The organism is Nostoc sp. ChiQUE02 (assembly GCF_034531305.2).
Lineage (GTDB): Bacteria > Cyanobacteriota > Cyanobacteriia > Cyanobacteriales > Nostocaceae > Nostoc.
The window spans coordinates 1-13634 of sequence record NZ_JAVRBN020000040.1; the positions used below are offsets into that span (position 1 = coordinate 1).

Genomic DNA, 13634 nt, shown 5'->3' on the forward strand with positions numbered 1-13634 from the left:
GTGGGCAACAAGTACCACCAGACAAGACGTTATTTCAACCACGACCTGCATCCAATCAAGGTGGGCAACAAGTACCACCAGATAAGACGTTATTTCAACCACGACCTGCATCCAATCAAGGCAGACCACAAGTGCCGCCAGATAAGACGTTATTTCAACCACGACCTGCGTCCAATCAAGGCAGACCACAAGTGCCGCCAGATAAGACATTGTATCAACCGCGACCTGCATCCAATCAAGGCAGACCACAAGTGCCAACGGATGACACTATTTACCAACCAAGGCTAGGTGGGCAGCTAGCTACAAGAATTACTCCCAATTTTTTGCGAATCCTGGGGGTGGTTTTGGCAATTGGGCTGACTCTAGCATTAGTAACCTATATATATACTCAATCGCAATCTGGTAAACAGCCAAGCAATCAGCAAAATTTACCTAATAGCGATCGCATTCAGAACTAAATATTCTGTCAGCATAAGCATTCCCCAGATTATTTTGCGTACCTGCCCAATCTTTAGGAAAGGCGCTGCGGGTATATACTCAGTGGCGTCAAAAATGAGGAGGAGAGTAGAAGCTTTGGTTTCCATCCCCGTGAGGGGTAAGAGATTTAAAACCCTACTCTTACAGAAAGCTTACCAAATAAGGCTTACAGAACTGTAAAACTGAGGGCGGTCGATTTTACCTGTCAATAGACCACAATTATTGACAATAACTACAGTCTCCAAGTAACTCAAACCCTTATACAGCAAGTCTCCTGAGGGGGTCTACGAAACAATAAGCTTTTCAGCTTTTGTCCGACCCCCTCAGTTTACACTTCTTAACAAAATGGCTGGAGGAAACTAACCATTAGGTTAGATGTAAAGAATATGTACTTATTCAATTTTCAAGGTGCATGTGTTGGTATAAACCATACCATTAGCAACCGACAAAATGCAATCTCTCTATCAAGGTTTCCAAATCATTGGTCGATATATCTTAACCTCTCCCATTAGACAAGCTATATACTCCTGCGCTTGTAACTCTAAACACCTGCGAAAACTAACTTTCCTTAACTATGTTCATCCCAAGCCACGGGAAAGGAATAATCTGAAATCGGCGATAAATCATGATTTTCGCTGCGGGTTTCTTCATCCAGAACTTTGACAACTTTGTTATAAATGTCTTGTGCTTGTTGCGGGGAATCACCGATGCTGGTTAATCCCAACTTGCCAAACTGGGAAAGGCAACCCATAAGATGAAATACTGTACCAGTCTCAGTACCGCTGTCGAAGTGTAGTCTGTGGTGAGCGATGATATCCATCAAATCATTAGGTAATAATCCCTGATAGCGCTCTTTTTGCAGATTGTCAGTGGCAATGTAGTATTTTGGACGACCTTGCTGACTATAAAATAAACCCGTGGAAAGGTCATAGCGACCGTTCGTTAATAATTTTAAAGTCATGAATGGATGAGTTGTACCGCCTTTACGCAGGTTAATTTCGATCGCCTGAATGTCCCACTCTCCATTACCATTGTCAACAGCGATAAAATCTACGCCAAATCGCTCTAAAGTACCTTTCTCTGCTAGCTTTCTGCCAACTTGTAGTCCCAATTGCTGTAATTGCAATCGATATCTTTCATCAGCGGGAAAGCGACAACCAAGATAAATCTGACCGTCTGGGCCTCCAAGAATTTGGTCGTGGGTTGAAAGGATTTCCACTTCCCCAGTGGGTGTGATCCGTCCTTGGACGCTGGGCGATCGCTTAATTTCTCCCTCCACAAATGCTTCAGAAATTGCTCCTAATTCCGGGATTCTTCCCGAAAAATTGTCCCAAGTTTCTTGTTTTGCTTGAAAGCGCATTGTTGAAAAGCGATCGCTAATTGCTGCTACCCTTTGGGAATGAGTAGCAATACTTGGTGCTAAATTCTCAATCGGTCTCAGATCAAGCAATGCATTCCCCTCTCCCGAAATGCCTTCGTTGAGTTTTACCACTACCCGTTTTAATGTCGGTTGTCGTTCCCACAAATCACTAGTAGCTTCTGCCAAATCTGTGTGGTTCCAAACTTTTTCGCTGCCATCTGGATGCGGTACTCCGCTTTCAGCGAAGATTTGCCGACTGCCACTTTTTGTCCCCCAAATCTGTAAATCTGGTGCAGCAGCATAGAGCGGTACACCCAATTTTACAGACAATTCGCCTTCCCAGTGCGAGGAGTTGTAGCAAATCATGAATGATTTATCTAGCCTCAAAGCTTGATGAATCCGCTTTAGCAGGCGGGGGCGTTCTAAAATCTTTTGGCTGAGAGGCTTAAGCGAGGAATCGTAAGTAGAAAGTAGCAGCAAGCGATTGCGAGCATGAGAAAAGGGAATTCCTGGCAACAGTTGCAGATAATAATCAATGATACTAGGATGCAGCGGTACTGATGTTACATAAACCAGCCGAGTCCGGGGATTCTGTAACCGAATTAAGGAAAATAGTAATCTTTCTTCATAATGTTCGCAGCCTTCGATCTTTCGGAGTTCCCGCTGGTCGAGACTCAGAGAGGGAATAATTAAAATATCCGCTTCATTGTTGTCAAATGACTCGCTCGTTTTCCAGCGATCGCTTAGGGTTAATTGTAAGTGGCGAAACTTTTCAACCTGCTCTAACTCGGAAATATTTAGTATTGCCATAACCCCTGCCCTCTAATAATCTCAATGTAGCGCACCACGCGGGCTTTTGGGCTATTATGCGGACTAGTTGTCAGATACTTGTGCAAGGAATTTAGTCTGCTAGAAGACAACTATGCAGATATCAGCCTAAATAAATATTAACATTAACGAAAATCGATGGTATTGAAGTAAGTATTTTTGCAACTACGAAGTGAGAAAGTATAAATATTGATTTTCATTTAGTGAAAATGGCTCAATTATTGTGCCTCAAGAATTGATTGTAAGCTCATGCAGTAACTTTTATTTATTTCATTTATTTTACGTCTTAAGGTTGAGCAAATTTAAGTTTATTTTACCTCTATAGAGTGATAAAGTACAGCAACATAATAGTTAACTTAAAAGCAGATGAAAAGTAGAAATCCTTCATTGCATGAGAGTTGTATACTTGCTTTTTCGTGGTTAGGTGAATAGCGTGTGTCAAGTGTGAGGAGAAATAATTTAAGCTACGTACAATTGCCAGTAAGAAGTCCATTTGGTAAGCATTCGGGGTATAAACGCCTAAAGTTGCAAATGGCTAATGGGAGCCAAAGCAAAAAATAAGCCTTGGGTTGAATTTTCGATCCAAGGTTTACTTTTGAAATAGTGACTAGAGACTGGAGAAGGCTTTTCCTAACATCCAATTACATTCAATATTAAATTACCGAGACAAAACTTATGGCTAAATCAAAAGAGCAAAAAGAGCAGAAATTACAACCGCCACAGCAACAACAACCACCAGGTGTTGAATCAGAAATGACGCCAAAACCTAAAGCAGATGATGCTCAGTATCGGGGTAGTGGCAAGTTACAAGACAAAGTAGCATTGATTACAGGTGCAGATAGTGGTATTGGTCGTGCTGTAGCGATCGCATTTGCTAAAGAAGGTGCAAATGTGGCGATCCTTTACCTCAATGAACACGATGATGCCAAAGAAACAAAACATTTGGTAGAAAAACAAGGACGTCGTGCAGTAACTATTGCAGGTGATATTGGCGATGAAACTTTTTGTCAGCAAGCGATACAACAAACAGTTGGTGAGTTCGGTAAGCTCGATATTCTCATCAACAATGCTGCCGAACAACATCCGAAAGAAAGTATTGAGGAAATCACCAAAGAACAACTGGAGCGAACTTTTCGCACTAATATATTCTCGATGTTTTTCATGACTAAAGCTGCACTCAAACATTTACAAGCAGGCAGTTCTATCATTAATACCACATCGGTAACAGCTTATAAAGGTAGCCCACAACTACTAGATTATTCCTCTACAAAAGGTGCGATCGTTGCCTTTACTCGTTCCTTATCACAAAATTTAGTACCAAAAGGAATCCGCGTTAATGCTGTCGCACCAGGCCCAATTTGGACTCCTTTAATTCCCTCAACCTTTCCCGAAGAGAAAGTTGAAACTTTTGGTAAACAAGTACCGATGCAACGAGCCGGACAACCAGAAGAAGTTGCTCCTAGCTACGTATTTTTAGCTTCTGATGATGCTTCTTATGTCTCTGGTCAAGTATTACATGTCAATGGTGGAGAAGTTGTGAATGGATAAGTAAAAAAGTTAGTCATTAGTCATTAGTTATTCACTTTGGACAAAGGACTAATGACTAATGACAAAGAAATAATTACTTCTAACTATACCCTGATGGTATTCCATTGGAGGGATGAGTTAATGTTGGAGTATTGATAATCTATCTAGCAGCAAACATTTAAAAAATAATAAGTACGTTTATGGCATCTCCTACACCACTGCATGGCACGGAACTAGTAGATTGTGCTAGAGCAAATGCCAAGCAAGGAATTGAAACTGCTGCTTATCAATGTGGCTATGGTCAAGACCTCAACAAATTTGCCAGAGAACTCAGACAAGCTTGTGAAGAAATGAATTTACAAGTAAAAGAACTCAGCGGATTGATTACTGAGCAGGACTTGATACTGCAATTGGGTACTGGTGAAATTGTGGCTCCAGAAACGGAATCAGAATTGTAAAAGTTAGTCATTTGTACTTTATTCTTCACTAATGACAAATGACTCTTTTCATAACTTCAGAATAACCCGCGCCAAATTAAAGTAAATCAAAACGCCCACGACATCAACTGCTGTGGTGATGAATGGTGCTGACATTAATGCCGGATCTAAACGGAGGTAGCGAAATAGAAACGGCAGGGCTGAACCGGAGATAGAAGCCAAAATAGAAATAGCTACCAGACTAGTGCCGACAGCGATCGCTACTTCTAATCGTCCTTGGAGAAAATAAGCCCAGACAGTAGCGATCGTACCTAACATTCCTCCCAATAATGCCCCAGCGATCGCTTCCCGGCCGATTACCTGCAATGCGCCAAGTGATCGGATTTCATCGGTGTTCATCCCGCGAATCACCACCGTGGAAGATTGAGCGCCCACATTACCACCAGTACCAGTCAGCAAGGGGATAAATGCTGTCAGTGTCACCACTTTTGCCAAAATATCCTCTTGCGACTTAATAATCGTTCCTGTAATGGTATTGGTTATAAGTAAAACCAACAACCAGACAACCCGCTTCCGAGCAATTTCCAGTAGATTCATCTGAAAATAGTTGTCGCCCCCCGACTGCACACCACCACCTAAGGCATAGATATCCTCGGTGGTTTCTTGTTGCAGAATATCAATCACATCATCTACTGTGACAATACCTACTAGACGCTGTTCTCGATCAACTACAGGCACAGCCAGAAAGTCATATCTTTGAATTAATCTGGCAACTTCTTCCTGGTCTGTATCAGTGTGGACATAGACCACATCACGGGTCATAATTTCGTCAATAATTTGCTCAGGCTGAGATGTTACCAACTCCCGTAACGATACAATTCCCGTTAAGCGCCTTTCCGCATCCATGACATAAAGATAATAAATCATCTCACTGGCATTAGCTAAGTTGCGAATTCGCTCTAGAGCTTGAGATACTGTAAAGTTTTCTTTCAGTGAAATTAACTCTAGTGTCATGATTCGCCCAGCAGTATCAGCTTCATAACCCAATAGTTGGGCTGTGGCTTGGCGTTCTGCTGGACTCAGTTGTTCTAGGAGGCGATTGACGACTTTTGCTGGTAATTCGTCAAATAACCTAGCTCGGTCATCCGACGACATTTGATCGACAATATCGCGGACTTCTTGGCTTTTAAGTTCCTCGATTAACCGTTCTTGAACACTGTAGTCGAGATATTCATAAACCTCGATCGCTTCATCCTTAGAAAGTAAGCGAAAAGCCAAAGCGTGCATTGCTTCTGGTAAACCCTCAATCGCCTCGGCAATATCCGCAGGCTGCACAGGTACGAGAATAGCTTTTGCTCCCTGCAAGTCTCCTGCTTCTAGGAGCATTTGCAGCTGAGTCCGCACTAAATCTCGCAATTCCCTGCGTGAGACATTCTGGATGGTAGAGTTTAAATTGTTTGTCTCAGTCAAAATCCACTTTCCTCAGCCAGTTTGAACAAGGTTGCTGCCCCTAGTCTAGGGGAAAGTGGGAATGTGCAACGGCAAACTTGTAATTTTTCTGACTTGGAGTAAATTGAAAACTTTTGTAAATGAACGAAAGAGTAGGGTTTTGGACGTCGAAAATTCTTTGCGTTTAGCGATCGCGGAGCGTCTCGTTAGCGCTGCCTATTGTAGAAAACAGAAACTGTCGCGTAGCGATTCGCTGGATAGTCTACCTTACAACAGAGTTACTCAAAAAGTATGAGCGATCAAAGAATTCTAGCGGATTGTGTTCCCTAGCTTAAATGCATAACTGGTGAGGCTTTTGCAAAACTTTTCGATTTACTGACTTTAGGTTAGTACTATATCTTTGCTGCTTCTTGTAACAAAGATATGAATTGACAACCAACATCAAGCAGAGATAAATAATACTTTTTCAAATCTTTAAATATTAAAAACTTTCTTTATCTAATTTTTATTTAATTAATAACTATGCGATAAATAATATGAGATTATCCAGTATTTTGGCAATTTTTATTTAAAAATCATCAAAACTTTGATATTACTTTAAAAAAAATATATCAATGTGAATATTTAAACAAAGTTCTCCAAAAAAGATAGACATAACACCGTGATCTATTGTCAAATGTGTAGTTGATTAATCTCAAAGCAATACGTAGGATAATTATGTGAAATTATAACCTTTGACTACTTAAGTATGTGCTTACCCCGATTGGCGTTGCTTCATCTCAAGTTCATGCACCTGCACATCAGCGAGATTAGAAGCTCTCAAAAATGGTGATTTATAATTTTTTCTGAAATTCACCAAACTGAATTGACATAGATCAACAACTTAGAATTTTGTCGAAAGGAAGCAAAGATTAATAAGGACTAATATGCCCTTAAAGTAATCTCTAGTATTTCTTACTGTCATACACATTTTTCTATAGATATGCTTTCAGAGTAAATTTAGGAAGGTATATCATCGCATCATTCTATTTTAATCTTGATACAAATAGACAGCAAAGTAGTAGAGCAGATGGGCAAAGGAGCAAACAGATCAGAACTAATTTGTATCAGGAATTGAGTGAATAGTATTGGTAGTAATTAATATATCAATAGGCAAACAGTGATTTGCTTATTAATATATTTACGCTATGAATATTACGCATTTTTTGTTGAAAATATTAAACATAAAACTAATCCCAAAGCATTGATTATGGCATTAGTTTTAGCACAATTGTGAGGCATATATCTCAATGAATGAACAAAATCAAGGTCTTAATCAACAGTTGTCAACAGATGCAAGTCCAGTAATTGGTGCTCCATCACCTTTACAACAATCCAATATTTCCACTCTGGCTAGCAGCAGCGTGCTCTCTCAGGGAGATGGACTCAAAGCAGAGTACTACGACAACATCGACTTCACCAACCTGAAGCGAACTCGCACAGATGCGACGGTGAACTTTAACTGGGGTTCTGGTTCTCCAGATCCGTTAATTGGTGCAGATACTTTCTCAGCGCGTTGGACAGGTCAGGTAGAAGCCAAGTACAGTGAAATTTACAAGTTCTACACCACTAGTGATGATGGTGTGCGACTGTGGGTCAACGATCAACTACTCATCGATAAGTTTGTCCTTCAATCTGCCACAGAATATAGCGGCGCAATCACACTGGTTGCAGGTCAGAAGTACAATATTAAACTCGAATATTACGAAAATCAATACGATGCCGTTTCCCAACTGGCTTGGTCAAGTGCTTCTCAGACCAAGGAAATCATTCCTCAGTCCCAACTCTATAGTAATGTCAACGTACCTGCTGTAGTTGGTAATGGCAACGGACTCAAAGGAGAATACTACGACAACATCGACTTCATCAACCTGAAGCAAACTCGCACAGATGCGACGGTGAACTTTAACTGGGGTTCTGGTTCTCCAGATCCGTTAATTGGTGCAGATACTTTCTCAGTGCGTTGGACAGGTCAGGTACAAGCCGAGTACAGCGAAACTTACAAGTTCTACACCACTAGTGATGATGGTGTGCGACTGTGGGTCAACGATCAACTACTCATCGATAAGTTTGTCCTTCAATCTGCAACAGAATATAGCGGCGCGATCGCATTGGTTGCAGGTCAGAAATACAACATTAAAGTCGAATATTTCGAAAATCAATACGATGCCGTTTCCCAACTGGCTTGGTCAAGTGCTTCTCAGACCAAGGAAATCATTCCTCAATCCCAACTCTATAGTAATGTCAGCATATCTGCTAATGGCAACGGACTCAAAGCAGAATACTACGACAACATCGACTTCACCACCCTGAAGCAAACTCGCACAGATAAGACGGTGAACTTTAACTGGGGTTCTGGTTCTCCAGAGCCGTTCATTGGTGCAGATACCTTCTCAGCGCGTTGGACAGGTCAGGTAGAAGCCAAGTACAACGAAACTTACAAGTTCTACACCACTAGTGATGATGGTGTGCGACTGTGGGTCAACGATAAACTACTTATCGATAAGTTTGTCAATCAATCTGCCACAGAATACAGCGGCGCGATCGCACTGGTTGCAGGTCAGAAGTACAATATTAAACTCGAATATTACGAAAATCAATACGATGCCGTTTCTCAACTCTCTTGGTCAAGTTCCTCTCAGACCAAGGAAATCATTCCCCAATCTCAACTGTATTCACCAGAAATTCAGACCAGCATCACCTTAGGATCATCTTCCACCACTGTGAACGAAGGTGTTGGTAGTACAACCGTAACTTTACTTAGAAGCGGTAATTTAAGTAGTACTTCCTCAATTAAATATGCAACCCTATCTAATACTGCCACAGCAGGAGTTGACTACGGGAGTGAAGGCGTTGAAACCGCTGGAACACTGATTTTTGCACCGGGAGAAAGCAGCAGACAGATATCCATTCCGATCAATAACGATTCCTTAGTAGAAGGAAATGAAATCTTTAATGTTGTCATCGATCAGGCAGAGGGAGCAACACTAGGACTCCAAAGAACTCTCGGAATTACGATTCAAGATAATGATAGCTCTGGTCTCGACTTTACTGCGCCAGTAGTTAATGAGGGTAACACTACTGCTACGGTGACAGTTACACGAGGTAACACTGTGGGGGCTGCTAGTCTGGATTACATAACCGGGGATGGGACTGCGAAAGCGGGATCTGACTACCAAGCTGTATCTGGAACCTTAGCCTTTGCAGCAGGACAAGCCAGCAAGACCATTGTTATCCCCATTATTAATGACAATGTTGGGGAATCAAATGAAGAATTTACTTTGAAGTTCAGTAACGCAGTTGGAGTGCAACTAACTACTCAACAGACAACTATCAGTATTCTCGATAATGACTCTGGTAACTTTGCTTTAGATACAGTAGCTTCTGGTTTGAATCAGCCCACGGCTTTTGACTGGACACCTGACGGTAAGAGCTTGTTCGTTGCCCAGAAAAATGGGGTAGTGCGAGTCTTGAAAAACGGCACCTTATTATCAACACCATTTATCGATATTTCTGGAAAGGTAAATAATACTCGCGATCGCGGTCTGTTAGGCATTGCCGTACATCCAGATTTTGGCAAGGCTACAAACCCCAAAAACTACGTTTACCTGTTATATACCTTCGATCCACCAGAAACTAATCCAAACAATCCTAAGAACAATCCCAATAGCACATTAGACAATCCCGATCAGAATGGGAATCGTACTGCACAGCTAATTCGGGTGACAGCTGACCCCACCACTAATTACACTACTGCGATCGCTGGCAGCGAAGTTGTGTTGCTAGGCAAAAATGCCAGTTGGCAGTATATCAGCCACCCAGATGGCAATAGCACAAATGTCTCACTTAACTATGCACCATCAGGAATTCTCAACAAAGATACTGGTAAGCCGTTTACCAGCTTGCAAGATTATCTCAATAATCTCGATAAAGTCCAAAATGTCCAGGATTTTATAGCCAATGATAGTGAATCTCACTCAGTTGGTTCTGTGCGCTTTGGTACTGATGGTTCTCTGTTTGTTAGCTTAGGAGATGGCACTTCCTACAATGGAATAGACCCCCGAGCAATTCGCGTCCAGGATGAGGATAATCTATCCGGTAAGATCCTGCGGATTGACCCGATTACTGGTCAAGGCTTATCAAGTAATCCTTTCTACAACGGTGACCCTAATAGCAATCGTTCCAAGGTCTATAACTTAGGTCTGCGTAACCCCTTCCGTTTCACAATTGATAAAAATACCAATAGGCCCGTAATTGGTGATGTTGGCTTAAATTCTTACGAAGAGGTGAATGTCGGAACACCAGGAGCTAACTTTGGCTGGCCATTCTATGAAGGTGGTCTTGATGCAAATAACAAAATTGTCAGCCTGCAACAACCAAAATATTCTACCCTAGATGCAGCGCAAGACTTTTATAGTAGTGGCGAAACTGTCACAGCACCAGTTTACACCTACAAGCATTTTAGTTCCAATTCGATCGTCTTGGGCGACTTTTATACAGGTAATACTTTCCCCTCAATCTATCAAGGTGCTCTATTCGTTGGTGATTTCAGCCAAGGAACTATCGATGCTTTGAAATTCGATAGTCAGGGCAAACTTGTCTCAGTTAAGCGGTTTGCTTCTCCAGCAGATACGCCTAATCTAGGGGTAACTGCACAAATTACCACTGGGCCGGATGGTAATCTGTACTACGCAAACTTGACCGGAGGTGCGATTAATCGTTTCCGACCTGTTTAGAGATGACTTGAAGGAGGCAGGTGGTCACTGAGCGTAGTCGTACCACTTGCCTACGGCACGCTACGCGAACGTGGAAGCAAGCTAGCAAGAGCGTCTCCGACAGGAGAAGTGAGGCAGGAGACAGGAAGTAAACTCTTTATGTCTGATTTTGAGTCCTGTACTTTATGCCTCATCTACTTAAAAACTGCTGTATTAATTATCAGTGAACAGTTATCTGACTGTTCACTGATTTTGGTCAAGATAATTTTGTCAGAAATCCCAACAATTTTTTGGTATTTGATGTCAGTAGTGTTCGACGATAAGCATCAGCTGCTTTTTTAATAGCTTCGGCTTGAGTGGGATAAGGATGAATCACACTGCTTAACTTACTCAAACCGATCTTATTCACCATTGCTGTAGTCACTTCTGATATCATCTCACCCGCGTGACTGGCGACAATAGTTGCACCGATAATTTCATCAGACCCCTTTTTATGATGGATTTTGAGAAATCCTAACTCTTCACCATCTGCGATCGCTCGGTCTACACTATTAAAAGGTATGTTGATGGTCGTCACCTCAATACCCAATTTCTGCGCCTCGTGTTCGTACAACCCTACGTGGGCAATTTCTGGGTCAGTATAAGTTACCCAAGGCATCACCAAACTACTGAGTTTGGTGCGTCCCAAGCCAAAGGGAGAAAACAGCGTATTTTTAATCACAATTCGCGCAGCTGCATCAGCAGCATGGGTAAACTTCCAGTTCATGCAGATATCGCCAGCTGCATAAATTTTGGGATTGGTCGTTTGCAGGTAATCATTTACCTTCACGCCTTTGTGCTTGTCATATTCTACACCCACAGCTTCTAAATTTAGATTTTCGACATTTGGCGATCGCCCTGCACCAACTAAAATTTCATCTACTGTCACCGAATCTCGATGACCATTAGAGGAAAAGTAAAGCCGTTTCCCCTCAGTAACTGTTACCACTTCTTCCAATTTGGAATCGAGTACCACGCGAATTCCTTCGTTAATCAAAACCTTTTGGAGAATTTTAGCGGCTTGGGCATCTTCTTTATTCAAAAGATGAGAACCGCTATGGAAAAGTACCACCTCAGAACCTAAACGCCGGAAAGCCTGTGTTAATTCGCAACCAATGGGGCCGCCGCCAATCACCGCCAAACGTTCCGGTCGTTGAATTAGGGAAAAAACTGTCTCATTGGTTAGATAACCCGCCTTTTCAATTCCCGGAATCGACAGTTGTGCGGCTCTTGCGCCAGTAGCAATTACAGCTTTTTTAAACCGCAGGGTTTTGCCGCCAACTTCCACGGTATTTTTACTCGCAAATCGACCGCTACCCAAAAAGACATCGACACCCAATGAAGAGAAGCGTTCAGCTGAGTCATTATGGCTGATATCAGCTCTTATCTTCCGCATCCTGGCCATAACTTTGGGAAAATCAACATCAATATTATGTTGGGGAATATTAACTCCTAAGTCTTTAGCATCCCAGATTTCGCCAACTACGCGAGCAGACCGAATAATAGTTTTAGATGGTACGCAACCAACATTTAAGCAATCTCCACCCATGAGATGCTTTTCAATCAACGCTACTTTTAAACCCAAATCCAGACCCGCTGCGCCCGCCGCCACCACTAATCCCGCCGTACCAGCACCAATTACTACCAAGTCGTAAACATCGGCGGGTTGAGGATTAACCCAATTTGGCGGATGGACGGAAGACACCAACTTTTGGTTATATTCATCCATTGGACGAACTGTAACTCTCTCTAAATCTGAATTGGTCATTGGCGAAACCTCTTTTAAGAATTGAAAATACTAAAGTCAACTGCCTTTGCGGTATTCAAAATTAAGAATCCCGATAAATTTAGGCGGCTCAGTCTTTTATTTTTTATGCTTGTTTAATAAGGAATACAGTCTTTGAATTGTTTTGTCCGTTTGGGAATTGACAGATACGATTGAAGCTTTCCTGTATAAACGTTTCAGCAATCGATAATCTACAGCAATTTGCTGTTGAATAGCCCACAGTCGAGTACCTACAATTCCTCTTCTAAAGCTTTACGTGCAATCCGGGTTATATAAACTGTAACGGCTACTGTCGCAATCAAACCCAAAATCCGAATTGCCCATTGTAAAGTTGGGTTAGTAGGTTGAGCTTCAGTACCAATCATGGCAAGATTACTTGCAAGGGAACCTATATAAACGTACATAATGGTTCCAGGAATCATGCCCACGGAGCCGATAAAGTAATCTTTGAGCGAAACTCCGGTGATGCCGAAAGCATAGTTTAATAAATTGAAAGGAAATATCGGCGACAGTCGCGTTAGCAGGACGATTTTTAATCCTTCTCTGCCAACGGCTTGGTCAATGGCGGCAAATTTTTTATTATCTGCAATTTTTTGAGCAACCCAGCCCCTTGCTAAATAACGTCCCACAAGGAAAGCAGCTGTAGCGCCAAGGGTTGCACCAACGAACACGTACAAAGAACCCCAAATTACGCCAAAGATAACGCCAGCACCTAAGGTAAGAATAGAACCTGGGAAGAAAGCGATGGTGGCAATAATGTAAAGTGCAATAAAAGCGATGGTTCCCATTGCACCCAGGCTATCAATCCACTGCAAGGCGTCTCGTAAAATTGCTTGGGGATTGAAAGAATTCAGATTTGCAGATTCTTGTGCCAAAGCCGGGTCTGTATTTAATGAAAAAGCGTAGGCGTAGCCCGTCGTAGACATCGCCAATATCAGTAATATTAATACACTTAAGCTAAAAAACTTCTGCAACTT

7 protein-coding genes and 1 pseudogene are annotated in these 13634 nt (G+C 42.0%); 4 read left to right on the plus strand and 4 right to left on the minus strand.

The genetic code is table 11. The annotated features are described in order from the left end of the window. Positions 1-458: pseudogene (locus tag RM347_RS28300) on the plus strand (serine/threonine protein kinase); the annotation flags it as partial. Between the two features lie 587 nt (positions 459-1045). Here RM347_RS28300 and RM347_RS28305 read toward each other — a convergent pair. Continuing rightward, positions 1046-2647, minus strand: coding sequence for a peptide ligase PGM1-related protein (locus RM347_RS28305; RefSeq protein ID WP_322719308.1), 1602 nt, complete (start codon positions 2645-2647; stop codon positions 1046-1048). Positions 2648-3340: 693 nt separating this feature from the next. On the opposite strand from RM347_RS28305, the gene RM347_RS28310 reads away from it, so the two are divergent. Further along, complete coding sequence (locus RM347_RS28310; protein ID WP_322719307.1) at positions 3341-4213, plus strand: SDR family oxidoreductase; 873 nt, start codon at positions 3341-3343, stop codon at positions 4211-4213. 179 nt (positions 4214-4392) lie between these two features. Further along, positions 4393-4650 carry a hypothetical protein gene (locus RM347_RS28315; RefSeq protein WP_322719306.1) on the plus strand — a complete coding sequence of 86 codons (258 nt, stop codon included), beginning with the start codon at positions 4393-4395 and terminating at the stop codon, positions 4648-4650. Positions 4651-4698: 48 nt separating this feature from the next. Here the strand turns inward: RM347_RS28315 and mgtE are convergent, their stop codons facing one another. Then, a complete protein-coding gene (mgtE, locus tag RM347_RS28320) occupies positions 4699-6099 on the minus strand; it encodes a magnesium transporter (protein ID WP_322719305.1) in 1401 nt (466 codons plus the stop codon). 1268 nt (positions 6100-7367) lie between these two features. Between mgtE and RM347_RS28325 the strand changes: the two genes are divergently transcribed. After that, positions 7368-10853, plus strand: coding sequence for a PA14 domain-containing protein (locus RM347_RS28325; RefSeq protein ID WP_322719304.1), 3486 nt, complete (start codon positions 7368-7370; stop codon positions 10851-10853). A gap of 235 nt (positions 10854-11088) precedes the next feature. Here RM347_RS28325 and RM347_RS28330 read toward each other — a convergent pair whose 3' ends face one another. Both RM347_RS28330 and RM347_RS28335 read right to left on the minus strand, forming a co-directional pair. After that, entirely contained in the window at positions 11089-12639 is a 1551-nt protein-coding gene (locus RM347_RS28330) for a mercuric reductase (RefSeq protein ID WP_322719303.1), read from the minus strand. A gap of 248 nt (positions 12640-12887) precedes the next feature. After that, on the minus strand, positions 12888-13583 hold the full coding sequence (locus RM347_RS28335; protein WP_322719319.1) for a TVP38/TMEM64 family protein: 696 nt from the start codon (positions 13581-13583) through the stop codon (positions 12888-12890). Positions 13584-13634 lie beyond the last annotated feature (51 nt).